This window comes from Stenotrophomonas sp. NY11291 (genome assembly GCF_023277365.1).
GTDB classification, from domain to species: Bacteria; Pseudomonadota; Gammaproteobacteria; order Xanthomonadales; family Xanthomonadaceae; genus Stenotrophomonas; species Stenotrophomonas geniculata.
Map to the genome: position 1 here is coordinate 4685411 of NZ_CP096975.1, position 26006 is coordinate 4711416.

Consider the following 26006-nt stretch of genomic DNA (forward strand, 5'->3'; position numbering starts at 1 on the left):
TCTGCGAGATCTGATGCTCAGATCACCAAACGATGGAGAATGTGGGTCAGCGTCAGCTGAGAACAACCTTGGTTCGGCAACACACCATCCTCTCCCGGCGTGCCCACCTCGAATCCTTCCTCAACGTCCTCGTAGTACAGCAACCCGTCGGGCAGTTGTGCGACCGCCCAGACCCACTCAATCATGCCCAGCCTGTGCAACCGAACCGCATGGAATGGCACGCGCAGGGATTCGAAGGTGGCTCGTTGGACAGGTGAGCAATCCTGCAACTGCCGTGCGACCAGGGTTTCCAGTTCTTCCCGGGTGATCGGCTGCCAGTTGTCCGGATTGTCCATTGCAGCGCTGCCCGATTGAACGTGTGTGCTTGAGGTTACGTCCAACGCGCTGCGCGGGTCGATCCTGACGATGTTCGGGCCAAGCTCACCGCGCAGGCTGCCCCCGCTCCCGGCACGAGGACGGGGTTCGCCGCGGCAGCAGCGATGCCCGCAATCGATGCAGCGCCATGGCCATCGCTTGTATGGGATTCCATTTCAGTCACGGCAAAGTAAACCAAAACATCAAACTAAAAGTTGACAGCCCGTGCCCCCCCACCCACACTGCCGCCCTCGCTCCACTCGTACCCAAGGTCCCGCCATGGCTGCTGCCATCCGCCACGACTGGCAACACGACGAACTGCAGGCGCTGTTCGATCTGCCGTTCCCCGAGCTGCTGTTCCGCGCCGCAGCGGTCCATCGCGAGCACTTCGACCCGTCGCAGGTGCAGGTGTCCACGCTGCTGTCGGTGAAGACCGGCGGCTGCCCGGAAGACTGCGCGTACTGCCCGCAGGCGCAGCGCTACAGCACCGGGGTGAACGCGCAGAAGCTGATGGAGACCGACGCGGTGCTGGCCAAGGCACGCCAGGCCAAGGCCGCCGGTGCATCGCGCTTCTGCATGGGTGCCGCATGGCGTTCGCCGAAGGATCGAGACATTCCGAAGGTCGCGGCGATGATCGCCGGGGTGAAGGCACTGGGTCTGGAGACCTGCGCCACGCTGGGCATGCTCAGCGGCGAGCAGGCGCGTGCGCTGAAGGACGCCGGCCTGGACTACTACAACCACAACCTCGACACCGCGCCGGACTACTACGATTCGATCATCCACACGCGCCAGTACCAGGACCGCCTGGATACGCTGGAACACGTGCGCGATGCCGGCCTGAAGACCTGCTGCGGCGGCATCGTCGGCATGGGCGAGACGCGCGCGCAGCGCGTCGGCCTGCTGCTGGCGCTGGCCACGCTGCCGGCGCATCCGGATTCGGTGCCGATCAACAAGCTGGTGCAGGTGGCGGGTACGCCGCTGCATGGCAGCGCCGAACTGGACCCATTCGAGTTCGTGCGCATGATCGCGGTGGCCCGCATCGCCATGCCGCGCTCGATGGTGCGGCTGTCGGCCGGGCGCGAGGCGATGAGTGACGAACTGCAGGCGCTGTGTTTCCTGGCCGGCGCCAACTCCATCTTCTACGGCGACAAGCTGCTGACCACCGGCAACCCGGAAAGCGAGCGCGACCTGGCCCTGTTCGCTCGGCTGGGGTTGCAGCCGATGGCGGTGCAGGTGGATGCCGAAGGCCACGACCACGGCGGTACCGTGCACGCCGATATCAGTGCCGATACGCCCGGCTGTGGCTGCGCTCACGCGGCCTGAGACGGGCCGCAAGCAGGCGCCGCGGCAACGCGCTACCCTAGCCGCCCCGTCGACGCATTCAGCCACCATGGCCCGCCCCGACCTGACCGCCCGCCTCCACGCCCAGCGCGCTCTGCGCGATGCCCAAGGCCGTCGCCGCCCGCGACGCACGGTCACCCGTCGTGATGGCGTGCGCCTGGAAGTGGACGGCCAGTGGCTGACCGGCTTCTGCAGCAACGACTACCTGGGCCTGGCGCAGCAGTTCAGCGTGGTCAACGCGCTGCAGGACGCCGCTGCGCGCGAAGGCGCCGGTGCCGGTGCCTCGCACCTGGTCTGCGGCCATCATGCCTTGCATGAGGCGCTGGAACGCGAGGTGGCCGAGTGGCTGGGCTACCCGCGCGCACTGCTGTTCGGCAGTGGCTTCGCCGCCAATCTGGCGGTGCAGCAGGCACTGCTGAGCGAAGAGAACGATGTCTGCGTACAAGACAAGCTCAACCACGCCAGCCTGCTCGATGCGACCCGGTTGGCCGGTGCACGTCTGCGCCGCTATCCGCACCTGGATCCGGAAGGCGCAATGCGTCAGCTCAAGCACGCGCCCGATGGCGCGGCCATGCTGGCCACCGATGGTGTCTTCAGCATGGATGGCGACATCGCACCGCTGCGTGCATTGTCGCTTGTGGCACGCCTGCAGCAGGCGCTGTTCTATGTGGATGATGCGCACGGTGTCGGCGTGGTCGGTGATGGCCGTGGTGCCGTGGCCGCCGCCGGGCTGGGCGTGGACGACGTACCGCTGCAGCTGGTCACACTGGGCAAGGCACTGGGCGGTTCCGGTGCGCTGGTGCTGGGCCGCGACGACCTGATCGAGCATCTGGCCGAAACCGCGCGCCCGTACATCTACACCACCGCCGTGCCACCGGCGATGGCCGCTGCTGCGCTTGAAGCAGTGCGCCTGGCGCGCCGCGACCACTGGCGTCGCACAAAGCTGACCGACCTGATCGCGCTGTTCCGCACTGAAGCGCGTCGCCATGGCCTGGACCTGATGGCTTCGGAAACACCGATCCAGCCGCTGCTGTGCGGCGATGACCGCACCGCCGTGGCGATGTCCACGGCGCTGGAACAGGCCGGCTGGCTGGTCGGTGCAATCCGCCCGCCGACGGTGCCGGAAGGCAAGGCACGCCTGCGCGTGACACTGTCCGCGCTGCATACGCCGGAACAGGTGCGTGGCCTGGTGGAGGCCATCGCCAGCGCGCGCGATCGCGTGACCCTGGCCGTGCGTGAAGCCGCGCCACCGCCGCTGCCCGCTTTTGCCTGAGTTCCGTGTCGTTGCCCATGCATATTGACGTCACCGGCCGTGGGCCGGACCTGGTACTGATCCACGGCTGGGCCCTGCAGGGCGGTGTATTCGCGCCGCTGGTGCAGCGCCTGGCAGACCAGTTCACCCTGCACCTGGTCGACCTGCCCGGCCATGGCCACAGCCGCGACGACACCACGCCGCTGCGCCTGCCGTTCGTGGTCAGTGCCATTGCCGCGGCCACACCGCCGGCGGTGTGGTGCGGCTGGTCGCTGGGTGGCCTGTTCGCACTGCATGCGGCGGCCACGCTGCCGAAGGTCCGCGGCCTCGCGATGATCGCCGCCACGCCGCGCTTCGTGCGTGGCGAGGATTGGCCGCACGCGGTCGAACCGGCAGTATTCGAGCAGTTCGGGCGTGAGCTGGCGACCGACTTCGGCGGCACGCTGGAACGCTTCCTCGCGCTGGACGTGATGGGCTCGGCGCATGCCCGCGAGGAACTGCGCACCCTGCGCCAGCGCCTGGTCGAGCGCGGTGCGCCCACCGAACGCGCCCTGCTGGAAGGCCTGCGCCTGCTGGAGAGCACCGACCTGCGCGGGGCACTGCCGACGCTGGGCAAGCCCAGCCTGTGGATCGCCGGCCAGCGCGACCGCCTGGTGTCACCGGTCGCCATGGAGGCCGCTGCGGCGCTGGCCCCGGGTGCGCAGGCGCTGACCATCGCCCACGGCGGCCATGCGCCCTTCCTCGGCCATGCCGACGAAGTGGCTGCCGCCCTGCAACACTTCGTTGCCGGCCTGTCACCGGCCGATGGCGGACAATGAGCCCCCTCCGAATTCCGCAGGATTGACGCATGGATCTGGGTATCAACGGCCGCTGGGCACTGGTCTGCGGCGCAAGCAAGGGGCTGGGCCTGGGCTGCGCGCGTGCGCTCATACGCGAGGGCGTGAACGTGGTGATCGTGGCGCGTGGCGAGGCTGCACTGAAGGTCGCCGCCGACGAACTGCGTGCACTGCCCGGTGCCGGTGAGGTGCGCGCCGTCGCCGCCGACGTCACCACCGAGGCCGGCCGCACTGCGGCGCTGGCCGCCTGCCCGCAGGTGGACATCCTGGTCAACAATGCCGGTGGTCCGCCGCCCGGTGATTTCCGCAATTTCGAACGCGACGACTGGATTGCCGCGCTGGACGCCAACATGCTGGCGCCAATCGCGCTGATCCGCGCCACCGTCGACGCGATGATCGAGCGCGGCTTCGGCCGCATCGTCAACATCACCTCGTCGGCGGTGAAAGCCCCGATCGACATCCTGGCGTTGTCCAACGGCGCGCGCAGTGGCCTGACCGGTTTCGTCGCCGGCCTGGCGCGCCGCACGGTGGCCCACAACGTCACCATCAACAACCTGCTGCCCGGCCAGTTCGACACCGACCGCCTGCGCGCCAACTTCGCCCACAGTGCGGGCAAGGACGGCGATGCCGGCGAAGTCGCCGAACGCCGCCGCCAGCAGATTCCCGCCGGCCGCTTCGGCACGCCTGACGAATTCGGCGCCGCCTGCGCCTTCCTGTGCAGTGCACAGGCCGGTTACCTCACCGGACAGAACCTGCTGATCGACGGCGGCGCCTACCCCGGTACGTTCTAAGAGACTTTCGCAATGCCGTCCCACTTCGATGCCCGCCATGTCCGCCGCGCGTTCGCGCGTGCCGCCAGCAGCTATGACGCCGCCGCCGCCCTGCAGCGCGAGGTGCAGTCGCGGCTGATCGAATCGCTGGACTACCTGGAGGCACGCAAGCCCGAGGTGGTGCTGGACATCGGTGCCGGCACCGGCCACGCCAGCGCGTTGATGAAGAAGCGCTGGCCGAAGGCGCAGGTGATCGCGCTGGACGTGGCGCTGCCGATGCTGGACCAGGCCAAGCGCCAGGCCGGCTGGTGGAAGCCGTTCCAGCGCCTGTGCGGCGACGCCGCCGCATTGCCGTTGGCGGACAACAGCGTGGATGTGATCTTCAGCAACCTGTGCCTGCAGTGGGTGGACGACCTGCCGGCGGTGTTCGCAGGCTTCCGTCGCGTGCTCAAGCCCGGTGGCCTGCTGCTGTGTTCCACCTTCGGCCCGGAAACCCTGATCGAACTCAATGAGGCGTTTGCCGCCGCCGATGACCGCCCGCACGTGAGCCGCTTCGCGCAGATCGCCCAGTTCGGCGATGCGTTGATGATGGCGGGCTTCCGCGACCCGGTGCTGGACCGCGATCTGTTCACCCTGACCTACGACGACCTGCCCTCGTTGATGCGCGAACTGCGCGCGATGGGCGCGACCAACGCGCGGGTGGACCGCCGCCACACACTGACCGGGCGTAGCCGTTTCGCGGCGGCGGCAGCGGCGTATGAACCGATGCGGCGCGCCGACGGCAAGCTGCCCAGCAGCTGGGAAGTGATCTATGCCCATGCCTGGGCACCGGACCCCGGCGCACCAATCCGCGAAGGCGGGCATGACGTGGCCTCGGTGCCGGTGTCGGCGATTCCGATCCGACGCAAGCAGACCTGATCGAGCGACCGCAGGTCATGCGCCAACCACGGTCGGCGACTACCGATTCATGCACGGAACCCGCTCCGGTAGGTGCCGACCTTGGTCGGCACAGTGCCGGCGGCATCGCGATCTGACAGATTGTGCCGACCAAGGTCGGCACCCACCCAATGCAGGCTTCCGCCTCAGGTATTGGCCGGCGAACTCAGCGGCGGGCGCACCAGGTCGCGGTGGAAGAAGTAGATCTCCTGCACCAGGAAACGCCAGCTGGTGTGGAAGCTACGGAAGCGCGTGCTGGGCGTGGACGAGGCCAGCGCATCGATGCCCAGTGCCTTGCTCAGTCGCAGCGCGCGCGCCATGTGCAGCGGGTCGCTGACAATGATCACCCGGTGCAGGTCGCGCTGGTCCATCAGTCGCTTGGCTTCGACCAGGTTCTGCACGGTGTTGCGCGAAGCGGTCTCGATCAGGATCGCATCGTCCGGCACGCCATGCTTGAGCGCGTAGCGGCGCGCCACCTGCGATTCGGAGAAGCGCGCACCGGTGCCGCCATAGCCGCCGGTGAAGATCAGCAGCGGCGCGTACTGGGCCTCGTACAGGTCCAGTCCATGCCGGATACGTTCTTCGAACACCGGAGATGGCTTGGCGTCATAGGCGGCCGCACCCAGCACGATGATGGCATCGGCCTTGGCGGCCTGGTCGCGCTCGCCGACCCAGACGATCCAGGCAGTCACACCCAGCAGCCAGATCACCAGCAGGACAAACAGCCGCCACAGCCAGCCCAGCAGGCCGGTGCGAGGCCGATGCCGGTCGCGGCTCATGGCGCCCCCCAGCGCAACGCGGGCAGGTCGACGTTGCCGCCGGACAGCACCAGGCCCACGCGCAGGCCGGCAAAACGTTGCGGCTGTGCCAGCACCGCGGCCAGTACGGTGGCCGAGGATGGCTCGACCACCTGCTTGAGCACCTCCCACAGCAGGCGCATTGCGGCCATGGTCGCAGTGTCATCGACCACGATCACCTCGGCACCGGCCGCGCGCAGCAGTTCGAAATTGGGCGCGCCGATCAGGGTACGCAGTCCATCGCAGATCGTGTCCGGGGTGAACGCGCCCTGCCGCTCGCCAGCGGCCAGCGAGCGCGCGGTATCGTCGGCTCCGGCTGGCTCGGCCAGCACCAGGCGGGTCTGCGGGCTGGCGTGCTGCAGCGCCAGCGCAGTACCGCTGGCCAGGCCACCACCACCCACCGGCACTACCAGCACATCGAACGGGCCGTCGCTGTGCAGCAGTTCCAGGGCGGCAGTGCCCTGCCCGGCCATCACCGCCGGGTTCGTATAGGGATGCACCAGGGTCGCGCCGGTATCGGCCTGCACCCTGGCACAGGTGGCCTCACGGTCGGCAATGGTCGGCGGGCAGCGCCAGAGCGTCGCGCCATGGCGGGCAATATTGGCCAACTTCGCCGCCACCGCGCCTTCCGGCACCACCACATGACAGGGAATGCCACGCGTGCGCGCGGCCAGCGCCAAGGCGGCGCCATGATTGCCGGAGGAGTGGGTCACCACACCGGCACTGGCGCGATCGCCCTCCAGCGACCACACCGCGTTGCAGGCACCACGGAACTTGAATGCGCCACCGCGCTGCAGGTGCTCGGCCTTGAACGCCAGCTGTGCGCCGGCCAGCGCATCGAGCGTGCGCGAGCGCAGCACCGGCGTCACGCTGGCGTGCGGGGCGATCCTCGCTGCAGCAAGCAGGACGTCATCGGCGCGGGGCAACAGTGAATCGCTCATGACGCAAGATTAACGTATGGCTTCGCGCTGGCGACCGGGACACAGGTCATGCCAGCATGCAGCCCTACGCCTCCATTCATCCTGGCCGGCGGAATTAAGGGCCGATTCAACGCTGGCGCCCGAAGCTGACTGCACACCCGTCCTCTGGGGGGACCCACCATGAAAATGCGCCTGATGCTTGCCGGTGGCCTGCTGCTGGCCCTGACCGGCTGCACCACCTACGACTATGTCGGCGGCGGCCGCAGCGGCAGCTACTACCACGGTGCGCCGTCGGTGGAGTACCGCTACCCGGCCGGCTATCCCTACAACTACGGCCCCTACTACGGTGGCTATGGCGGCTACTACGGCGGCTACGGCAATCCGTATTACTCGCGCCCGATCTACCGCCCGCCGCACAACCATCGCCCGCCGCCGCGCCCGGGCAATGGTGGCGAGCACCGTCCGCCGCCGCCGTCGCGACCGTCGTACAACGGTGGTTCGCCGTGGCGGAACATGGACTCCATGCGCCGCCCGCCGCAGTCGAACGCGCAGCCGTCGGCGCCCCCGCCGCAGGCCCGTCCGGCACCGGCACCGAGTGCGCCGAGGATGAACGGTTCCCCCTGGCGCAACATGGATCGTGCGACGCAGCGCACAGTTGAGCGCTGAACCGTCTTGCATTTCACACGGTCTAAGCCGCACTCTACGCGGACAGTGACGGCCCGCGTCACAAAGTGACAAAAACGACACGGGCCGCCGCAAAAAGCTCTACGTCGATATCCGACAGGAACATCTGGATCCCCCCTGTTCCGGCCCTGTCGGATGTCGGCACCTCTGAAGGCAGACGGCCCCGCAATGCGGGGCCGTTTGTTTTGTCAGGTCGCCAACCGGCGAAGGCCCCAGCTTCAGTAGATCCACGCCATGCGTGGATGGCGCCTTCCCGACAGCCCCAAAAAAACAGGGCCGGACAGTCCCCCGACTGCCGGCCCTCTGCTCCCCCACCGTGCGCCTGTACCGGCCCCTGTTCCAATTCCGGTCACGGGCGCCTACGGCGCCAGCCACGATGGGTGCTATTGGGTTATCTGCAAAAATCCTGCCAACTTTAGGGCCGATTTCGCCGCCAACTGGCCGGCGCCGGCGTCCGGACCCCGAATGGCGCTAAAATCGCCACCCCGGCGGCGCCCCCGGCCGCGCCTGCCCCAAGCTGAACAGCCCCCATGAACCCGTCCTTCCATCGTTACGACGTCATCGTCATCGGCGGTGGCCACGCCGGCACCGAAGCCGCGCTGGCCGCGGCCCGCACCGGCGTGCGCACCCTGCTGCTGACCCACAACATCGAAACGGTGGGCGCGATGAGCTGCAACCCGGCTATCGGCGGCATCGGCAAGGGCCACCTGGTCAAGGAGATCGACGCCCTGGGCGGTGCGATGGCGCATGCCGCCGACCGCGCCGGCATCCAGTGGCGCACGCTCAACGCCTCCAAGGGCCCGGCCGTGCGCGCCACCCGCTGCCAGGCCGACCGCAACCTGTACCGCATGGCGATCCGCGCCATCGTCGAAGGCCAGGACAACCTGACGGTGTTCCAGGCCGCGGTCGATGACCTGGTCATCGAAGGCGATGCCGTGCGTGGGGTCATCACCCAGACCGGCCTGCGCTTCGACGCCGAGGCCGTGGTGCTGACCGCCGGCACCTTCCTGGCCGGCAAGATCCATGTCGGCCCGACCCAGTATGCCGCCGGCCGCATGGGCGACCCGCCGGCCACCACGCTGGCCGCGCGCCTGCGCGAGCGCCCGTTCCAGGTCGACCGCCTGAAGACCGGCACGCCGCCGCGCATCGATGGCCGCTCGCTGGACTACAGCGTGATGGACGAGCAGCCGGGTGACACGCCGCGCCCGGTGATGTCCTTCCTCGGCTCGGTGGACGAGCATCCGCAGCAGGTCAGCTGCTGGATCACCCACACCACCGAACAGACCCACCAGATCATCCGCGACGCGTTGCACCGCTCGCCGCTGTACAGCGGCCAGATCGAAGGCATCGGCCCGCGCTACTGCCCGTCCATCGAGGACAAGGTGGTGCGCTTCGCCGAAAAGGCCAGCCACCAGATCTTCGTCGAACCCGAAGGCCTGGGCATCGTCGAGATCTACCCCAACGGCATCTCCACCTCGCTGCCGTTCGACGTGCAGCTGGAGATGGTGCGCAGCATCCGCGGTTTCGGGAACGCGCACATCACCCGCCCCGGCTACGCCATCGAATACGACTTCTTCGATCCGCGCGGGCTGAAGGCCTCGCTGGAAACCAAGCTGGTCAACGGCCTGTTCTTCGCCGGCCAGATCAACGGTACCACCGGTTATGAAGAAGCCGCCGCGCAGGGCCTGCTGGCCGGCCTCAACGCCGCACGCCAGGTGCGCGGGCTGGACGGCTGGTGCCCGCGCCGCGACGAGGCGTACCTGGGCGTGCTGGTGGATGACCTGATCACCCACGGCACCAACGAGCCGTACCGCATGTTCACCAGCCGCGCCGAGTACCGCCTGCAGCTGCGCGAGGACAATGCCGACCAGCGCCTGACTCCGGCCGGCCGTGAGATGGGCCTGGTGGATGACCGCCGCTGGAACGCGTTCGAGACCAAGCAGGCCGCCGTCGCCGCCGAGCGCGCACGCCTGGGTGCACTGTGGGCAACCCCGGCCAATGCGCTGGGCCGCGAAGTGCAGGACACGCTGGGCGTGGCGGTCAGCCGCGAAACCAACGTGCTGGACCTGATCAAGCGCCCGGAGCTGGACTACGCGCAGCTGATGCAGGTGCCGTCGCTGGGCCCGGCGGTAGCCGACGCCAAAGTGGCCGAGCAGGTGGAAATCGGCGTGAAGTACGCCGGCTATCTGGATCGCCAGCGCGAGGAAATCGAGCGCCAGCAGCGGCACGAAGCTACGCCGATCGCTGAAGCCTTCGATTACGCGACGGTGCGCGGGCTGTCGGCCGAAGCACTGCAGAAGCTGGAGCGCGTACGCCCGCAGACCATCGGCCAGGCACAGCGGATTCCCGGCATGACGCCGGCGGCGATCTCGCTGCTGCTGGTGCATCTGGAACGCGCACGCCGCGGCCGCGTGGCGTAAGCGGTCGCACCTGCCTCTGGTGGGTGCCGACCTTGGTCGGCACATGAGTCTGCCTTGGTGGGTGCCGACCTTGGTCGGCACGGAAGCATGGAGTGTCGCGATCTGATGATCCGTGCCGACCAAGGTCGGCACCTACCAGAGCAGTTCGCGTTACCGCGCGTCCGCGCCACCACCCAGCACCTTGAACAAGGTCACCCGGTTGCCCGCCTCCTGCTGCTGCAACGCGATCAGGTCCTGCTGCGCGGCATACAGGTTGCGCTGTGCGTCCAGCGACTGCAGGTAGCCGTCCAGCCCGGTGCGGTAACGCGCATCGGCCAGCGTGTAGCTGCGCTGGCTGGCAGCGACCAGCGCGCGTTGCGCGTCCATCTGCGCGGTCAGGTGATCACGCGTGGCCAGCGCATCGGCCACTTCGCTGAAAGCCTGCTGGATCGCCTTCTCGTACTGCGCGACGCTGATGTCCTTGCCGATCTTCGAGGCATCCAGCGACGCCTTCAGTGCGCCGGCATGGAAGATCGGAGCGGTGATACTGGGCGCGAACGACCAGCCACGGGTACCAGCCGAGAACAGCGTCGACAACGCGGTGGAGCTGTGGCCGTAGTTGGCAGTCAATGTCAGCGTCGGGAAGAACGCGGCGCGCGCGGCGCCTATATCGGCATTGGCCGCCTGCAGCGCGTGTTCGGCGGACAACACGTCCGGGCGCTGCAGCAGCACGCTTGAGGGCAGGTCGGCCGGCAACGGCGCCAGTGCCACGCTGCCCTCCAGCGCCTGCGCGGTCGGCAGCAGGGCCGGGTCCAGCGGCGCCCCCACCAACAGCTGCAATGCATCGCGATCCTGCGCCTGCTGCGTCTGCAGCTTGGCAAGCGCGCCGCGCGCGGCTTCCACGCTGGTCTGCACCTGCGACAGGTCCAGCCCCGAGGCCAGCCCCTGCGCATGGCGGGCCTCGGTGCGCTGCAGGGTCTGCTGCTGGCTGTCCAGGGTCTGTTGCGTGAATGCCAGCGACTGCCCATCGGCGGCCAGCGCCAGCCACGCCGTCGCCACTTCGGCGACCAGACTGGTGCGCGCCGCACGCTGGTTCTCGGCACTGGCCAGCCAGTTCTGCAGGGCTTCGCTCTTCAGGCTGCGGATGCGCCCGAACAGGTCCAGCTCCCAGCTGCTGATGCCGACCTGCAGCGCGTCGGACTCGGTCACCTGGGTGGCCCCGGTCTCACTGTTGGCGTCACTGACCCGCGAACGGGTGACGCTGCCGCTGGCATCCACCGACGGCAGCAGCGCCGCACGCTGGATGCGGTACTGCGCCCGCTCCTTCTCCACCTGCAGCACGGCCACGCGCAGGTCGCGGTTGTTCTGCAGCGCCAGCGCGATCACCTGCTGCAGGCGTGGTTCCAGGAACACCTCACGCCATGCCGGCATCGCCGGCGCAGGATCAGCCTCGCCGGTGGCCGCATTGCCGAACTGCACCGGCACCTGTGCCCCGGGCCGCTGGTAATGCGGCGCCATGCTCACGCAGCCACCGAGCACGGTGGTCATCGTCGCGGCCGCCAGGGCGCGCAGCAGCATCGGCTTCATGGGTGTGCCTCCGGGACAGTGGCTTCGGTCGGTGCGCGGCCCGGGAACATGCGGCGAACCAACAGGTAGAACAACGGCACGAAGAACATGCCCAGCACCATCGAGGCGACCGTGCCGCCGGCCACGCCGGTACCCAGCGATCGGCGCGCGGCTGAACCGGCACCGGTGGCGAACACCAGCGGCAGCACGCCCATCAGGAAGGCCAGCGAGGTCATCACGATCGGCCGCAGCCGCAGGTAGACCGCCTGCAGGATCGCCTCGCGGGTGCTCTTGCCCTGCTGTTCGAGGATGCGCGCGAACTCGACGATCAGGATGCCGTTCTTGGCCGCCAGGCCAATCGTGGTCAACAGGCCGACCTGGAAGTACACGTCGTTGTTGAGGCCGCGCAGGTTCATCATCAGCACCGCACCGAACACGCCTACCGGCACCGCCAGCATCACCGCGAACGGCACCGCCCAGCTTTCATACAGCGCGGCCAGGCACAGGAACACGAACAGCAGCGAGATGGCGTACAGCATCGGCGCCTGGTTGCCCGACAGCTGTTCCTGGTAGGCCATGTCCGACCACGCGTGGCTGAAGCCTTCCGGCAGCGTATCGGCCAGGCGCGCGATCTCGGCCATCGCCTCGCCGGAGCTGACGCCCGGCGCCGGCTGGCCGGTGATCTCCATCGCCGAGATGCCGTTGTAGCGCTGCAGCGCGGCCGGTGCGCTGGACCAGTGCGCGCTGACCAGCGATGACAGCGGCACCATCTGCCCAGCCTGGTTGCGCACGCTCCAGCGCTCGATGTCCTGCGGCTGCATTCGTGCTTCGGCAGCGCCTTGGATGAACACCTTCTTGATGCGGCCCTTGTAGATGAAGTTGTTGACGAAGTCGCCGCCCAGCGCCGCGTTCAAGGTGTCATTGATGTCCTGCGGATTCACGCCCATCGCCTGCGCCTTGGCGTCGTCCACCTTGACCGCATACACCGGTGCATCTTCCAGGCTGGCATAGCGCACGTTGACCAGCTTCGGATCCTTGGCAGCTTCCTTCAGCAATGTGTTGCGTGCAGCCACGGCGGCGGCATGGCCGGCACCGCCTTCGTCCTGCAGTTCCAGGGTGAATCCGCCCGCATCGCCCAGGCCGAGGATGGCCGGCGGCGAGGTGATGAACACCTGCGCATCGGGCACGCTGGCCATGGCCTTGGTCAACCGTGCGGCGATGGTATCGGCATCATCCTTGCGGTCATCCCAGTCCTTCAGGCGGATGAAGGCCTGGCCGACATTCTGGCCGCTGCCTGTCACGCTGAAGCCGGCGGTGGCCTGGATCGACAGCACGCTGTCGTCTTTTACTGCGGCGGCACTGAGGCGATCCATCACAGCACGGGTCTGTTCCAGCGTGGCGCCGGCCGGCAGCTTCACCAGCGCGTTGAGCATGCCCTGGTCCTCGTCGGGCAGGAACGCGCCAGGCAGGTGCCACAGCAGCAGGCCGGTGACCACGCTCAGCACCAGGTAGAACACTACGCCGAGCGTGCGCCGACCGAGGAAACCATCCACCCGACGACGCAGGCCGTTGGAGGTGCGCTCGAAACGGTGGTTGAACCAGATGAAGAACTTGCCCAGCAGGCTCGGTTCGCCGCCGTGGTCGCCGTGCGGATGGCCGCCCTTGGGAATCTGGTGCAGGATGCTGCCGCACAGCGCCGGGGTGATGGTCATCGCCACCAGCACCGACAGGATCATCGCTGCCGCAATCGTCACCGAGAACTGGCGGTAGATCACGCCGGTGACACCGCTGAAGAACGCCATCGGCAGGAACACTGCGGTCAGCACCAGCACGATACCGACCAGCGCGCCGGTGATCTGGCCCATCGCCTTCAGCGTCGCCGGCTTCGGCGCCAGCCCTTCGAAGGTCATCACCCGTTCCACGTTCTCCACCACCACGATGGCATCGTCTACCAGCAGGCCGATGGCCAATACCAGCGCGAACATGGTCAGCGTGTTGATCGAATAACCGAACGCGGCCAGCACGCCGAACGTGCCCAGCAGCACCACCGGCACTGCGATGGTCGGGATCAGGGTGGCGCGCCAGTTCTGCAGGAACAGGTACATCACCAGCACCACCAGGATGATCGCCTCGATCAGGGTGATCACCACTTCCTTCAGCGAGATGGTCACGAACGGCGTGGTGGTGAACGCCACGTGGGCGGTGTAGCCATGCGGCCAGTACTTCTGCAGCTGCTGAAGCCGTGCATCGATGGCCTTGGACACGGCGATGGCGTTGGCACCGGCATTGAGCTCGATACCCAGCGATGCAGACGGCTTGCCGTTGAAGGTGCTGATGCTGTCGTAGCTCTCCGGGCCCAGGCCGATCTTCGCCACCTCACCCAGATGCACCACGCTGCCGTTGGCATCGGCCTTCAGCACCACCTGCGCGAACTGTTCGGGCGTGTGCAGGCGGCTGCGCGCGGTCACCGTGGCGTCGAGCTGCTGGCCCTTCAGCGCCGGCTGGCCGCCGAGTTCACCGGCCGAGACGTCGGTGTTCTGTGCCTGCAGCGCGGTCTCGATGTCCGACGGCATCAGCGCGTACTGGCGCATCTTCTCCGGGTCCAGCCAGATGCGCATGGCGTACTCCTGGCCGATCGGCTGGATGTTGCCGACACCGCTGACGCGGCTGATCTGGTCATCGATGCGCGCTTCCATGAAGTTGGCGACATCGAAGTTGTCCATGCTGCCGTCTTCGCTGGTGAACGACAGCACCTCGAAGATCGAACCACTGGACTTGGTGATGGTCAGGCCGTTCTGCTGCACCGCCTGCGGCAGCGTGGCCATGGCCGCCTGCAGCTGGTTCTGCACCTGCACCTGCGCGGTGTCCGGATTGGTGCCGGTGGCGAACACCAGGTTGACCTGCGCCGAGCCGTCGGAGGCACTGGTCGAGGTCATGTACATCAGGTGATCGAGGCTCTGCTGCGACTGCTCGATGACCTGGGTGACCGCATTTTCCACGGTCTGCGACGAGGCACCGGTGTAGGTGGCACGGATGGTGATGGTGGGCGGGGCGATCTGCGGGTAGCGGTCCACCGGCAGGATCAGGATCGCAAGCAGGCCGAGCAGGCTGACCGCAATGGCGATCACCCAGGCGAAGATCGGCCGGTCGATGAAGAAACGAACCATGCGCGGCAGGCCTCAGTGCGACTTTTCGTCGGTGTTGCCGTTCGGGTCGATCGCCGGCATCGCCGCCAGCTGCGCCGTGGTGGCCGCCACCGCCTTGACCTGCTGGCCCAGTGATACCGCACTGCCGTTGCTGACGATCACCCGTTCGCCGGTCTTGAGACCATCGGTGATCTGCCACTGGTTGCCGACCACCTGGCCGGTGCTGACCCGGCGCTCGACCACATGATCCTTGGCGTCGAGCAGGCGCAGCAGCGGCTCGCCGCGTTCGTTGCGCGTCACCGCCTTCTGCGGCACCAGCAGCGCGCGCGCGTCGGTAGCCATCGGCAGCACCGCCTTCAGGTACATGCCGGGCAGCAACAGGCCGTCCGGGTTCGGGATGACCGCACGCAGCACCACATTGCCGGTACCCGGATCGACCGCGCTGCCGACGAACTCCAGCGTGCCTTCGTGCGCATAGGTGCTGCCGTCCTCCAACAGCACCTTCACCTGTGCCTTGCCATCGATGGCCTTCACCAGGCCGGCATCGAGCTGCTTGCGCAGTGCCAGCATCTGCGTGCTGGACTGGGTGACATCCAGGTACACCGGGTCCAGCCGCTGGATGGTGGTCAGCGCGGCGTCCTGCCCGGCCGCGACCAACGCACCAGCGGTCACGCTGGAGGTGCCGATGCGACCGTCGATGGGCGCGGTCACCCGGGTGTAGTCGAGGTTGATGCGGGCGGCCTGCAATGCAGCGCGCGCGGCAATCACGTTGGCCTGCGCCTGCTTCAGCGCCGAGGTGGCGTCGTCGGCATCCTGCTTGCTGGCCGCATCCATGCTCACCAGCGCGCGGGTGCGCTCGGCCTTCGGCTGTGCCGACAACACGGTGGCCTCGGCCTGCGCCAGCTGCCCGCGGGCGGTATCGAAGGCCGCCTGGTATGGCGCCGGATCGACCTGGTACAGCAGCTGCCCCGCCTTGACCTGCTGGCCTTCGGTGAACAACCGCTGGCGGATCAGGCCGCCGATCTGCGGCCGCACCTCGGAGATCTCGAACGGCACGGCGCGGCCGGGCAGCGTCTGCTGTAGTGCCAGCGGCTGCGCGCTGGCCGTGATGACGCCCACTTCGGGCATGGCCGGTGCTTCAGTCCTGCCCACCGAACAGGCCGCCAGGGCCAACAGCAGGGGCAGCAGCAGGGGACGCGGGGAACAGGACAGCGGGCGCAGGAGTGACATGGGGGACGTGGGGGCCTTGCGTTGACCCGTGCACGCTGCCGTGGAACTGTGCAGAGAATATGGAGATTGTGCGACCGGCTCAGCTGGCGCTTGCTTTCGGCGCCGCTTGCGCCGCTAATGGCCTCCGCGATGGCGAAGATTCGACTCAAATTCGGCCTGACCGCGAAGACCTTCCTCGCGATCTTCACCGCCTGCCTGCTGGTGCTGGCAGTGAACGGTATTGCCAGCCGCGTGGCCTTCCAGACCGGATTCCTGGACTACCTCAACGACCAGGGCGACCTGCGCATGCAGCGGCTGATGCCCCACCTGCAGCGCGAGTACCGCGAGCACGGTGGCTGGGGACATCTGCATGGTGATGGCGACCGCTGGGCGCGGTTGCTGCGCCCGGATCTGGCCCATGGGCACGAAGGACCGGTGCCGCCGCTGTCCGACCAGACCGGCGTGCCGTCGCGTCTGGGCCTGTTCGATGCGCAGCACCACTTCGTGGCCGGCAACCCCGACGCCACCAGCGATGACGAGCCGCATGCGGTGCAGGTGGACGGGCAGACCGTAGGTTGGCTGGGCATGGTGCCGTTCCAGACCGTCATCGCCACCAACGACCTGAATTTCTACAACACCCAGGTGCGCGCCTGGTGGGTGATCGGCATCGCCCTACTGCTGGTGACGGTACTGCTGGCCTGGCTGGTATCGCGGGCGCTGCGCCAGCGCCTGGCCAAGCTGGCCGCAGCCACGCACCGGCTGGCGGCCGGTGACTACGCCACCCGCATCGAGCGCACCAGCGACGATGAGCTGGACGCGCTGGTCAACGACTTCAACCGGATGGCGCAGGCGCTGGACGATACCGAGCGCAACCGCCGCGCCTTCATCGCCGACATCTCGCATGAGCTGCGCACGCCATTGGCGGTGGTGCGCGCCGAGCTGGAGGCGATCGAAGATGGCATCCGTCCGCTGGACCGCGCCAACCTGGTGGGCCTGCAGGGCGAGATCCGCCAGCTGGGCAAGCTGATCGACGACCTGCACGACTTGTCGATGACCCAGTCTGGCGGCCTGGCGTACCGCTTCGCGCCACTGGACTTGGCGGCACTGCTGCGCAGCGAACTCAACGGCATGCGCGTGCGCTTCGCCAATGCAGGCCTGGCGCTGGAGAAAGATCTGCCCGCCATGCCGTTGCAGGTGTCCGGTGACGAACGGCGCCTGCAGCAGGTGCTGGCCAACCTGCTGGAGAATGCACTGCGCTACACCCACGCCGGTGGCCGCGTACTCGTGCAGGCAGCGCACGTGCGTGCCGGCGTGCAGCTGATCGTGGAAGACACCGCGCCGGGCGTGCCGGCCGACAAGTGCGCGCTGTTGTTCGAACGCTTCTACCGCGTGGAGAGTTCGCGCAATCGTGCCAGTGGTGGCAGCGGGCTGGGCCTGGCTATCAGCCACAACATCATCCTCGCCCACCACGGCGTCATCCACGCCGAGCCCTCGCCACTGGGCGGGCTGCGCGTGGTCATCACCCTGCCGGAGCCTGCATGAGCACGTCGCCCGCCACGTCCGCGAAGATCCTGATCGTCGAGGACGAGCCACGCCTGGCCTCGGTACTGCGCGACTACCTGGCCGCTGCCGGCATGGCCAGCGAGTGGGTGGACGACGGTGGCCAGGTGATCGACGCGTTCGCGCGCTACCAGCCCGATCTGGTGCTGCTGGACCTGATGCTGCCGCAGCGCGACGGCGTGGACCTGTGCCGCGAACTGCGCGCCAGCAGCGATGTGCCGGTCATCATGGTCACCGCACGGGTGGAAGAGATCGACCGCCTGCTGGGCCTGGAGATCGGTGCCGACGACTACATCTGCAAGCCGTTCAGTCCGCGCGAAGTGGTCGCTCGGGTAATGGCGGTGCTGCGCCGCTACCGCCCAGACCCCGGTGCGCGCGCCAACGGCGGCCTGCACATCGACGAGCCGGCCGCACGCGCCACCTGGAACGGCAAGGGCCTGGACCTGACGCCGGTGGAATACCGCCTGCTGCGCACGCTGCTGGCCACGCCAGGCCGGATCTGGGCGCGCGATGAACTGCTCGACCGGCTGTACCTGGACCATCGCGTGGTGGTCGACCGCACTGTCGACAGCCATGTGCGCAACCTGCGCCGCAAGCTGGCCGACGCCGGCATGGAAGGCGAGCCGATCCGTTCGGTGTACGGCATGGGCTACAGCTACGAACCCTGAGCTCCCTGTAGAGCCGAGCCCATGCTCGGCTGCGTAGGGAGCCGAACATGGGCTCGGCTCTACAACGCACCGCCCAGGTATCATCGTCGCGAACGCCCTGATTTCCGGAGACTTCGATGAACCCGCTGCGCCCCTTCCGCGACAAGATGCCCGTCCTCGGCGAGCGCGTGTACATCGACCCGGCCTGCACCGTCATCGGTGACGTGGAGCTGGCCGACGACGTGTCGGTGTGGCCGGGCACGGTCATCCGCGGCGATGTCAACTACGTGCGCATCGGTGCGCGCACCAACGTGCAGGACGGCACCATCATCCATGTCAGCCACCACAGCCCGTACAACAAGGCCGGCTACCCGACCCTGATCGGCGAAGGCGTGACCGTCGGCCACGGCTGCATCATCCACGCCTGCACGATCGGCGATTACAGCCTGATCGGCATGGGCGCCTGCATCCTCGACGGCGCCCGCGTGGAGCGCCATGGCTTCGTCGGCGCCGGTGCGGTGGTCGGCCCGGGCAAGGTGGTGGGCGAAGGCGAGCTGTGGGTCGGCAACCCGGCCCGGCCGGCGCGCACGCTGAGCGACAAGGAGATCGAGTCGCTGCACTACTCGGCCGACCACTACGTGCGGTTGAAGGACGAATACCGGGGCTGAGCAGCCAACGCCGCCACGCGGCTCTGCTAAAGTCTGGGCCCGACCAGGACCTGTCGAGACCCCCATGCCTGTGGCTGCCTGCCGGAGAGGACTCCGGCGCCCACAACGAAGGCCATCGCGCTGATGGCCGCACCGATGCTCGATACCTACCGCGAGGTGGTGACGCCAGAGGGTGTGCCGCTGCAGTTGCCTGCCGCCGGCCCGGTACCGCGGGCGATGGCCTGGCTGGTCGATCTCGGCGTGCGCGTCGCGGCACTGGTGTTGGTGTCCATTCCGCTGGCGCTGCTGGACAAGTTCGGCTCCGGCCTCTACCTGGTGCTGATGTTCCTGGTCTACTGGGCCTACCCGATCGTCTGCGAAGCAGTGTGGGGACGCACCCTGGGCAAGCGTGCGCTGGGGCTGCGCGTGCTGTCCCGCGATGGCGCGCCGGTAGGCTGGATGGCGGCGATCACCCGCAACCTGCTGCGCACGGTGGACATGCTGCCCTTCGGCTATGCGCTGGGCCTGATCAGCAGCCTGTTCGATCCGCATGGCCGCCGCCTCGGCGACCTGGTGGCCGGCACCGTGGTGGTGCATGCACCCGCGCTGTATCTGCCACCGCCGCCGACCATCGACAGCGTGCTGGCCCCGCCGCAGCCCCTGCGACCAGAGGAACAGGCCGCGCTGATGGCCTTCGCCGAGCGCGCGCCACGCTTGTCGGCGGCGCGCCAGCAGGAGCTGGCCGGTATTGCCGAGCCACTGACCGGCACCCACGGCCAGGTCGGCGTTCTGCGCCTGTATGCGATGGCCAACTGGCTGCTGGGGCGACGATGAAACAGGAGCAGTTCGTCGCCCGCTACCAGCGGGAATGGCAGGACCTGGAGCAGTGGCTGCTGCTGCGTGCCGGCGCCTCACGCCGCACGCGCCGCAAGGCAAGCGGCCTGGCACTGGACGACACTACCTTCCCGCAGCGCTACCGGCGGCTGTGCCAGCAGCTGGCGCTGGCCCGCGAGCGCGGCTACAGCCCGCAGCTGGTGCAGCGCCTGCAGCAGCTGATGCAGCAGGGCCACAGCGTGCTGTACCGCACGCCGCCGACACGTTGGCGGGGTGCCCTGGAGTTCCTGGTGGCCGACTTCCCGCTGCTGGTGCGCAGCCAGGCGCGCAGCATGTGGGTAGCGCTGGCGATGTTCGCGCTGCCGGCGGTGGCCTGCTTCGTGCTGGTGCAGGTCTATCCGGACCTGATCCACATGCTGATGGACAACCGCCAGATCGCAGAGATGGAGCGCATGTACGATCCCGCTGCCGAGCGCCTGGGGCGTGACAGCGGCACCGACTGGATGATGTTCGGCCACTACATCATGAACAACATCAGCATCGCCCTGCGCACCTTCGCCAGCGGACTGCTGGCCGGGCTGGGCACGCTGCTGGTGCTGCTGTTCAACGGCGTGATCATCGGTTCAGTGGCCGGCCACCTGCAGCACATCGGCCATGGCGACCCGTTCTGGCGCTTCGTGGTCGGCCACGGCGCCTTCGAGCTGACTGCGATCGTGATCGCTGGCGGTGCCGGCCTGCAGCTGGGCATGAAGCTGCTGGCGCCGGGCCGGCGCAGCCGCCTGGACGCACTGGTCGACGGCGGCCGCATCGGCGCGCGGCTGTGCCTCGGCGTCGCCTTCATGCTGTTGGTGGCCGCCTTCATCGAAGCCTTCTGGTCATCGATCGCCGAAGTACCTGCATGGGGCAAGTTCAGCGTGGCCGGTGTGTTGTGGGCCGGCGTGCTGCTGTGGCTGTGGCGCGGCGGACGTGGAGCTGGCCATGCGCATTGACCACCTGGACGTGGCGCTGCGTGCCCGCAGTGGCTGGGAAGCGATGGAGCTGGGCACCGCGCTGTCCCGCCGTCACGCGCGCGCGCTGTGGGGCAGCTGGCTGCTGGCCAGTGCACCGCTGTTCGTGATCTTCAACGCGCTGGGCTGGTGGCTGGATGCCTTCGGCTGGGCCTGGCTGGCGATGTGGTGGTGCAAACCGCTGTTCGAACGTGCGCCGCTGTATGTGCTGTCGCGCGGCATCTTCGGTGAACCAGTCGGCACGCTGGCCGCGCTGCGTGCGCAACGTCACTGGGGCAACAGCGGCTTCTGGGGCTACCTGGGTTGGCGTCGTTTCAGCGTGCTGCGCAGCCTGTGCCTGTCGGTGAACCTGCTGGAAGGCAACACACCGGGCCAGCGCGGCCCACGTCGTCGTGCAGTGGCAGCCGGCGCAGTGGGCGCGGCACTGGTACTGACCGTGACCTGCATGGCGTTCGAAGCCGTGCTGGTGTCCGGCGCGATCGGTGCGGTGTTCATGTTCATGCCACTGGAGCTGATGTCCGAATCATGGCGCGCCGCATGGGACATGATCGGCCAGGACACCCCCGCATGGGCACGGCTGGGCTTCAACCTGGCGTGCTGGCTGGCCTCGGTGCTGATCGGCCCGTTCTTCGTCGGTGCGGGCTTTGGCCTGTACTTGAACCGGCGCACGCAGATGGAAGCCTGGGATGTGGAGATCGCCCTGCGCCGCCTGCGCGAGCGGCTGCTGCCGGCGGCATCGACGCTGGCCCTGCTGCTGTGCCTGGCACTGCCGCTGGTCTCCGCACCGGTGCATGCGCAGGACACAGACGCCGAGCCCGAACGCGCCATGGGCAAGCCCAACGACCGTGGCATCGACGCCGAGGAAAGCGACGAAGCACCGACCATCGACCCGGCCAACACCCCGGCAATGATCTTCGGCGGTACGCCGGTGGACACCGCCGGTTTCCGTCAGGCAGTGAACCGCGCCTATGAAGACCCGCTGCAGCGCCCGACCCGCCAGGTCACCCGCTGGAAGCCGATCGAACAGGCCGAGGAAGAGAAGAAGGAAGACAAGCAGCTGCAGCGTGACACCAACAGCAACGGTGAACGCAAAGCGCGCAAGGACGGCATCGCCTGGCTGGCGCGGCTGGCCGAATGGGGCCTGTGGGGGCTGCTCGGCGTCCTGCTGCTGGTGCTGCTGCTGACCGCACGGCTGTGGCTGCCGTGGCTGCGGGGCAGTGGCCGACGCAAGGCCGAGGCCGCACCGCCGGTGGTGGAGGAACAGGTGGAGTTGCCGGTGGTGCTGCCGCCGGACGTGGCCACCCAGGCCGGCCTGCTCTGGGACCAGGGCCGGCCGCGGCAGGCGCTGGCCCTTCTGTACCGCGCCAGCGTGCGCACGGTGGGCGAGCGCAGCGGTATCGCGCTTCCACCCGGTGCCACCGAAGCGCAATGCCTGCGCGCGTCGCGGCGCATGCCCGAGGCCAGCGACCGTGACCTGTTCGCGCGCATCGTGCGCATGTGGCAGTACGCCGCCTACGGTGGCCGCCTGCCCAGCCGCGCCGATTTCGATGCATTGGCCGATACGCTGCGCCAGCAGTACCGGTGGCAGGCATGAGCCCGCGCCTGTTCTGGTCGCTGCTGCTCGGTGCAGTGGTGCTGTTCGGTGTACCGCTGACGATCCTTTACCTGCGCACGCATGAGCGGGTGACCGAGACCGTGCAGCTGCCGCCGCAGGGCGAAGCTGGCTACAACCCGCTGTACGTGCTCGGCCAGGCCCTGCGCGCCGACGGCATTGACGTGCACTCGCGGCCACGGCTGGAACTGCGGCAAATGACGCTGGGGCCGCAGGACACGGTGGTGCTGCTGCAGGACAGCAGCGAACTGCCGCCGCCCGTCGCCAGCGCGCTGCTGGACTGGGTCGACGGGGGCGGCCACCTGCTGGTGCGGACGCCGCCACCGGCCGAGGACGATGCCGGCAGCACGCAGGGGCCCCTGCTGGATCAGCTGGGCGTGGACAGCCTGTTCCAGCGCAGCGACTGCCAGCCGTTCCATGTCGACGACGATCCTGGTCACGTTGAGTTCTGTGGAGGCCGCCGCTTCACCCTGGGTTTTGCCGCCAGTGCACAGGCCGAACGTCGCTGGGGCACGGATCGCGACCTGGTGTTTGCGCGCCTGCGCCATGGCCAGGGCAAGGTGAGCGTGCTGGCCGACATGGAGTTCATGCGCAGCGAGGTGGACTCACCGGCAGCGCGCCTGGCATCGGCAGGGGGCAAGGCCAGCGACGGCCTGCACGACGCGTCGCACCGCGACCTGACCCGCTATCTGCTCGATCCGAACTACGGCAAGGGTGCGGTCTGGCTGATCTACGCCAGCCGCCCGCCGTCGCTGTGGTCGCGCATGTTCTACCAGGGCTGGCCACTGTGGGCGCCACTGCTGCTGGCCCTGCTGGGCTGGTTGTGGGGCCGCTCGCAGCGCTTCGGCAGCCTGCTGCCGTCACCGGTACTGGAACGCCGTTCGCTGCTGGAACACGTGCGTGCCAGTGGTGAACTGCTGCTGCGTTTCGGCCACGGTACGCGCCTGTACGAGGCCGTACTCGCCCTGTTCCTGCACCGCCTGCGCCTGCGCGCACCGGTTGCGGCCGCACTGGAGGGTGCGCCACGCGATCAGGCCATCGCCGAGCTGCTGAAGTGGCCTCAAGGCCGCGTTGCCAGCGCGCTCACGCCCCCTCCGCCGCACGATTCCTCCGCCCTGCGCGAGCGCATCCGCTTGCTGCTCCAGATGAGATCCCTGCTATGACCGAAGTCCCCGAGCTGCCGGCGGCCGCCAACGCCCGCCTGATCGAACGCGTCGATGCCATCCGCACCGCCGTCGGACACGCCTTCATCGGCCAGGCCGATGTGCTGGACCAGATTCTGGTGGCCCTGCTGGCCGGCGGCCACGTGCTGATCGAAGGCGTGCCCGGGCTTGGCAAGACGCTGCTGGTGCGCGCGCTGGCCCAGGCCCTGGAGCTGGACTACGGTCGCGTGCAGTTCACCCCCGACCTGATGCCCAGCGATGTCAGCGGCCACGCGGTGTACGACCCGAAGAGCGAGAGCTTCAAGATCCGCCGCGGCCCGGTGTTCACCAATCTGCTGCTGGCCGATGAGATCAACCGTGCACCGGCCAAGACCCAGTCGGCGCTGCTGGAAGTGATGCAGGAAGGCCAGGTGACCATCGAAGGCAAGGCCTTCACCCTGGCGCCGCCGTTCATGGCGCTGGCCACGCAGAACCCGCTGGAGCAGGAGGGCACCTACCCGCTGCCGGAAGCGCAGCTGGACCGTTTCCTGCTGAAGGTGCTGATCGACTATCCGCAGCTGGAGGACGAGAAGCGCATGGTGACCGCGATCACCAGTGGTCGTGCTGCCAGCGATTTCGACCTGAGTCAGGTGCCGCGCGTGCTCGGTGCCGGCGAGTTGCTGGAACTGCAGCGTGCCACTGCGGCGATCACCGTCGATGACGAAGTGATCGACTACGCGGTGCGCATCGTTGCCGCCACCCGGCAGTGGCCGGGTATCGCGGTCGGTGCCGGCCCCCGTGGCAGCATCGCGCTGGTGCGTGCTTCGCGCGCGCAGGCGGTGCTGGCCGGCCGTGATTTCGTCACTCCGGATGATGTGCGCGACATCGCACGCCCGGCGCTGCGCCACCGCATCGCGCTGGCCCCGGAACTGCAGATCGAAGGCCAGGACGCCGACGACGTGCTGGGCGCGCTGCTGGCCAAGGTGGAAGCGCCGCGCCGATGAGGCCGGCCCCGCTGCTGCTGGCGCTGCTGCTGGCCTGGGCCGCCTTGGGTGGCCTGGTGCTGGGCGGGTTGCTGCCGCGCTGGAGCTGGGCGCTGGCGGCACTGGCGATTGCCGTGCCGGCGTTGATGGATCTGTGGCGGCAGTCGCGGCGTCCGTCGCCGCAGGTGCAACGCGAACTGCCCGAAGCGCTGGCACTGGGCGTGCGCCGCGAGGCCGCGCTGCGGCTGCAGGCAGACACGTCGATGACGGTGCAGGTGTTCGACCTGGTGCCCGGCGGCTGGCCGCTGGAATCGCTGCCGCAGCGCGTGCGCCTGCAGGCCGGCAGCGCCTCCACCCTGCACTATCACCTGCAGCCGCTGCAGCGTGGGCACTTCCGCTTTGAAGGCGTGCACCTGCGCATGCGCTCGCCGTGGCGCCTGTGGTGGCAGCAACGCACGCTGCCTCCCGCGCTGGACGTGCGGGTCTATCCGAACTTCGTGCCGCTCACCCGCTTCGCATTGTTCAGTGCCGACCAGGCCTCGCGGCTGGTCGGTGCGCACGTGAAGCGCCGCCGCGGTGAGGGCACCGACTTCCACCAGATGCGCGAGTACCGCATCGGCGACAGCCTGCGCCAGCTCGACTGGAAGGCCACCGCGCGTGCACGCAAGCTGATCTCGCGCGAGTACCAGGACGAGAAGAACCAGCAGCTGCTGCTGATGCTCGACAGTGGCCGGCGCATGCTGGCCAGCGAAGGCGGGCTCTCGCACTTCGACCACGCCTTGAACGCTTCGCTGGTGGTGGCGTACCTGGCGCTGCGCCAGGGTGACGCCGCCGGCCTGTTTGCTGCCGGTGGTGAACGCCGCTGGGTGGCACCGCAGCGTGGCATGGGCACGGTCGAGCACCTGCTGCGCGCCAGCTACGACCTGCAGCCGCGCGCGGTGGCCACCGACTACCTGGCTGCGGCCACCGAGGTATCGCTGCGCCAGCGCCGGCGCGCGCTGGTGATGCTGGTCAGCAACGTGCGCGACGAGGACATCGAAGACCTGCTGGCGGCAGTGCGCCTGCTGCAGCGGCGCCACCTGGTATGCGTGGCCAGCCTGCGCGAGCGCGAGCTGGACGGCGTGCTGGACAGCGAAGTGCAGACACTGGAAGACGCCACCCAGGCCGGTGCCGCCGCACTCTACCTGCAGCAGCGCGCGAAGACGCACGACGCACTGCGCAGCGAGAAGGTGATGGTGCTGGACGTGACCGCCGATGCCCTGCCCGGCGCGCTGGTGGAGCGCTACCTGGCGGTGAAGCGCGAAGGATTGCTCTGATACCAACGATCGCGCTGGTGGGTGCCAACCTTGGTTGGCACGAAACCC

Annotated in this window: 22 protein-coding genes; 16 read left to right on the forward strand and 6 right to left on the reverse strand. The window is 68.4% G+C overall.

What is annotated here, in order from left to right:
• Positions 1-17: 17 nt before the first annotated feature.
• Complete coding sequence (locus M1L61_RS21900; protein ID WP_109814779.1) at positions 18-335, reverse strand: hypothetical protein; 318 nt, start codon at positions 333-335, stop codon at positions 18-20.
• 298 nt (positions 336-633) lie between these two features.
• Here M1L61_RS21900 and bioB point away from each other — a divergent pair, with 298 nt between their 5' ends.
• From bioB to bioC, 5 genes are all read left to right on the forward strand, one after another.
• A complete protein-coding gene (bioB, locus tag M1L61_RS21905; protein WP_049412416.1) occupies positions 634-1677 on the forward strand; it encodes a biotin synthase BioB in 1044 nt (347 codons plus the stop codon).
• A gap of 67 nt (positions 1678-1744) precedes the next feature.
• Positions 1745-2968 carry an 8-amino-7-oxononanoate synthase gene (bioF, locus tag M1L61_RS21910; RefSeq protein ID WP_049480069.1) on the forward strand — a complete coding sequence of 408 codons (1224 nt, stop codon included), beginning with the start codon at positions 1745-1747 and terminating at the stop codon, positions 2966-2968.
• Positions 2969-2985: 17 nt separating this feature from the next.
• Positions 2986-3765, forward strand: a complete 780-nt coding sequence (gene bioH, locus M1L61_RS21915) for a pimeloyl-ACP methyl ester esterase BioH (protein ID WP_071305544.1) — start codon at positions 2986-2988, stop codon at positions 3763-3765.
• Between the two features lie 29 nt (positions 3766-3794).
• Positions 3795-4574 carry an SDR family oxidoreductase gene (locus M1L61_RS21920; protein ID WP_049480070.1) on the forward strand — a complete coding sequence of 260 codons (780 nt, stop codon included), beginning with the start codon at positions 3795-3797 and terminating at the stop codon, positions 4572-4574.
• A gap of 12 nt (positions 4575-4586) precedes the next feature.
• Positions 4587-5471: a malonyl-ACP O-methyltransferase BioC gene (gene bioC, locus M1L61_RS21925; RefSeq protein ID WP_010482174.1), complete on the forward strand. Its 885-nt coding sequence runs from the start codon at positions 4587-4589 to the stop codon at positions 5469-5471.
• A 164-nt stretch (positions 5472-5635) separates the two neighbouring features.
• Here bioC and M1L61_RS21930 read toward each other — a convergent pair whose 3' ends face one another.
• Together M1L61_RS21930 and M1L61_RS21935 are read right to left on the reverse strand one after the other, a co-directional pair.
• Positions 5636-6280: a YdcF family protein gene (locus M1L61_RS21930; RefSeq protein WP_049480113.1), complete on the reverse strand. Its 645-nt coding sequence runs from the start codon at positions 6278-6280 to the stop codon at positions 5636-5638.
• Entirely contained in the window at positions 6265-7227 is a 963-nt protein-coding gene (locus M1L61_RS21935; RefSeq protein WP_248854110.1) for a pyridoxal-phosphate dependent enzyme, read from the reverse strand. Before M1L61_RS21935 ends, M1L61_RS21930 begins: the two co-directional genes overlap by 16 nt.
• Before the next feature lie 159 nt (positions 7228-7386).
• Here M1L61_RS21935 and M1L61_RS21940 point away from each other — a divergent pair, with 159 nt between their 5' ends.
• Both M1L61_RS21940 and mnmG read left to right on the forward strand, forming a co-directional pair.
• Positions 7387-7872, forward strand: coding sequence for a hypothetical protein (locus M1L61_RS21940; protein WP_019337023.1), 486 nt, complete (start codon positions 7387-7389; stop codon positions 7870-7872).
• 548 nt (positions 7873-8420) lie between these two features.
• A complete protein-coding gene (gene mnmG / locus M1L61_RS21945; RefSeq protein WP_248854111.1) occupies positions 8421-10310 on the forward strand; it encodes a tRNA uridine-5-carboxymethylaminomethyl(34) synthesis enzyme MnmG in 1890 nt (629 codons plus the stop codon).
• Positions 10311-10460: 150 nt separating this feature from the next.
• Here the strand turns inward: mnmG and smeC are convergent, their stop codons facing one another.
• The 3 genes from smeC to smeA are packed head-to-tail and all read right to left on the reverse strand — an operon-like array spanning position 10461 to position 16231.
• Positions 10461-11876: a multidrug efflux transporter outer membrane subunit SmeC gene (gene smeC / locus M1L61_RS21950; protein WP_248854112.1), complete on the reverse strand. Its 1416-nt coding sequence runs from the start codon at positions 11874-11876 to the stop codon at positions 10461-10463.
• The gene (gene smeB / locus M1L61_RS21955) at positions 11873-15022 is read right to left on the reverse strand and encodes a multidrug efflux RND transporter permease subunit SmeB (protein WP_197602198.1); all 3150 of its coding nucleotides are present in this window, start codon (positions 15020-15022) and stop codon (positions 11873-11875) included. The genes smeC and smeB overlap by 4 nt, the downstream gene beginning before the upstream one ends.
• 12 nt (positions 15023-15034) lie before the next feature.
• Positions 15035-16231, reverse strand: coding sequence for a multidrug efflux RND transporter periplasmic adaptor subunit SmeA (gene smeA, locus M1L61_RS21960; protein ID WP_248854113.1), 1197 nt, complete (start codon positions 16229-16231; stop codon positions 15035-15037).
• A gap of 117 nt (positions 16232-16348) precedes the next feature.
• Between smeA and baeS the strand changes: the two genes are divergently transcribed.
• The 9 genes from baeS to M1L61_RS22005 all read left to right on the forward strand — a co-directional run bounded on the left by baeS (position 16349) and on the right by M1L61_RS22005 (position 25958).
• A complete protein-coding gene (baeS, locus tag M1L61_RS21965) occupies positions 16349-17752 on the forward strand; it encodes a sensor histidine kinase efflux regulator BaeS (RefSeq protein WP_248854114.1) in 1404 nt (467 codons plus the stop codon).
• Positions 17749-18438 carry a response regulator gene (locus tag M1L61_RS21970; protein ID WP_019337017.1) on the forward strand — a complete coding sequence of 230 codons (690 nt, stop codon included), beginning with the start codon at positions 17749-17751 and terminating at the stop codon, positions 18436-18438. Before baeS ends, M1L61_RS21970 begins: the two co-directional genes overlap by 4 nt.
• Positions 18439-18554: 116 nt before the next feature.
• On the forward strand, positions 18555-19085 hold the full coding sequence (locus M1L61_RS21975) for a gamma carbonic anhydrase family protein (protein ID WP_010482194.1): 531 nt from the start codon (positions 18555-18557) through the stop codon (positions 19083-19085).
• A 123-nt stretch (positions 19086-19208) separates the two neighbouring features.
• A complete protein-coding gene (locus M1L61_RS21980; RefSeq protein WP_248854115.1) occupies positions 19209-19898 on the forward strand; it encodes an RDD family protein in 690 nt (229 codons plus the stop codon).
• Positions 19895-20887, forward strand: coding sequence for a stage II sporulation protein M (locus M1L61_RS21985; protein ID WP_010482197.1), 993 nt, complete (start codon positions 19895-19897; stop codon positions 20885-20887). The genes M1L61_RS21980 and M1L61_RS21985 overlap by 4 nt, the downstream gene beginning before the upstream one ends.
• Entirely contained in the window at positions 20877-22499 is a 1623-nt protein-coding gene (locus M1L61_RS21990) for a DUF4129 domain-containing protein (protein ID WP_248854116.1), read from the forward strand. The genes M1L61_RS21985 and M1L61_RS21990 overlap by 11 nt, the downstream gene beginning before the upstream one ends.
• Entirely contained in the window at positions 22496-23680 is a 1185-nt protein-coding gene (locus M1L61_RS21995; RefSeq protein WP_164191643.1) for a DUF4350 domain-containing protein, read from the forward strand. The genes M1L61_RS21990 and M1L61_RS21995 overlap by 4 nt, the downstream gene beginning before the upstream one ends.
• On the forward strand, positions 23677-24663 hold the full coding sequence (locus M1L61_RS22000; RefSeq protein WP_014648782.1) for a MoxR family ATPase: 987 nt from the start codon (positions 23677-23679) through the stop codon (positions 24661-24663). Before M1L61_RS21995 ends, M1L61_RS22000 begins: the two co-directional genes overlap by 4 nt.
• Positions 24660-25958 carry a DUF58 domain-containing protein gene (locus M1L61_RS22005; protein WP_248854117.1) on the forward strand — a complete coding sequence of 433 codons (1299 nt, stop codon included), beginning with the start codon at positions 24660-24662 and terminating at the stop codon, positions 25956-25958. Before M1L61_RS22000 ends, M1L61_RS22005 begins: the two co-directional genes overlap by 4 nt.
• Positions 25959-26006: the final 48 nt, after the last annotated feature.

What these genes read in the sequence shown, in the direction of transcription:
- M1L61_RS21935 (WP_248854110.1), bottom strand. Translation starts at nt 7,227, where the DNA reads ATGAGCGATTCACTGTTGCCCCGCGCCGATGACGTCCTGCTTGCTGCA.
- mnmG (WP_248854111.1), top strand. Translation starts at nt 8,421, where the DNA reads ATGAACCCGTCCTTCCATCGTTACGACGTCATCGTCATCGGCGGTGGC.
- M1L61_RS21920 (WP_049480070.1), top strand. Translation starts at nt 3,795, where the DNA reads ATGGATCTGGGTATCAACGGCCGCTGGGCACTGGTCTGCGGCGCAAGC.
- bioH (WP_071305544.1), top strand. Translation starts at nt 2,986, where the DNA reads ATGCATATTGACGTCACCGGCCGTGGGCCGGACCTGGTACTGATCCAC.
- bioC (WP_010482174.1), top strand. Translation starts at nt 4,587, where the DNA reads ATGCCGTCCCACTTCGATGCCCGCCATGTCCGCCGCGCGTTCGCGCGT.
- M1L61_RS21985 (WP_010482197.1), top strand. Translation starts at nt 19,895, where the DNA reads ATGAAACAGGAGCAGTTCGTCGCCCGCTACCAGCGGGAATGGCAGGAC.
- smeC (WP_248854112.1), bottom strand. Translation starts at nt 11,876, where the DNA reads ATGAAGCCGATGCTGCTGCGCGCCCTGGCGGCCGCGACGATGACCACC.
- baeS (WP_248854114.1), top strand. Translation starts at nt 16,349, where the DNA reads ATGGCCTCCGCGATGGCGAAGATTCGACTCAAATTCGGCCTGACCGCG.
- M1L61_RS22005 (WP_248854117.1), top strand. Translation starts at nt 24,660, where the DNA reads ATGAGGCCGGCCCCGCTGCTGCTGGCGCTGCTGCTGGCCTGGGCCGCC.
- smeB (WP_197602198.1), bottom strand. Translation starts at nt 15,022, where the DNA reads ATGGTTCGTTTCTTCATCGACCGGCCGATCTTCGCCTGGGTGATCGCC.
- M1L61_RS21980 (WP_248854115.1), top strand. Translation starts at nt 19,209, where the DNA reads ATGGCCGCACCGATGCTCGATACCTACCGCGAGGTGGTGACGCCAGAG.
- smeA (WP_248854113.1), bottom strand. Translation starts at nt 16,231, where the DNA reads ATGTCACTCCTGCGCCCGCTGTCCTGTTCCCCGCGTCCCCTGCTGCTG.
- bioF (WP_049480069.1), top strand. Translation starts at nt 1,745, where the DNA reads ATGGCCCGCCCCGACCTGACCGCCCGCCTCCACGCCCAGCGCGCTCTG.
- M1L61_RS21990 (WP_248854116.1), top strand. Translation starts at nt 20,877, where the DNA reads ATGCGCATTGACCACCTGGACGTGGCGCTGCGTGCCCGCAGTGGCTGG.
- M1L61_RS21995 (WP_164191643.1), top strand. Translation starts at nt 22,496, where the DNA reads ATGAGCCCGCGCCTGTTCTGGTCGCTGCTGCTCGGTGCAGTGGTGCTG.
- bioB (WP_049412416.1), top strand. Translation starts at nt 634, where the DNA reads ATGGCTGCTGCCATCCGCCACGACTGGCAACACGACGAACTGCAGGCG.
- M1L61_RS21900 (WP_109814779.1), bottom strand. Translation starts at nt 335, where the DNA reads ATGGACAATCCGGACAACTGGCAGCCGATCACCCGGGAAGAACTGGAA.
- M1L61_RS22000 (WP_014648782.1), top strand. Translation starts at nt 23,677, where the DNA reads ATGACCGAAGTCCCCGAGCTGCCGGCGGCCGCCAACGCCCGCCTGATC.
- M1L61_RS21940 (WP_019337023.1), top strand. Translation starts at nt 7,387, where the DNA reads ATGAAAATGCGCCTGATGCTTGCCGGTGGCCTGCTGCTGGCCCTGACC.
- M1L61_RS21975 (WP_010482194.1), top strand. Translation starts at nt 18,555, where the DNA reads ATGAACCCGCTGCGCCCCTTCCGCGACAAGATGCCCGTCCTCGGCGAG.
- M1L61_RS21970 (WP_019337017.1), top strand. Translation starts at nt 17,749, where the DNA reads ATGAGCACGTCGCCCGCCACGTCCGCGAAGATCCTGATCGTCGAGGAC.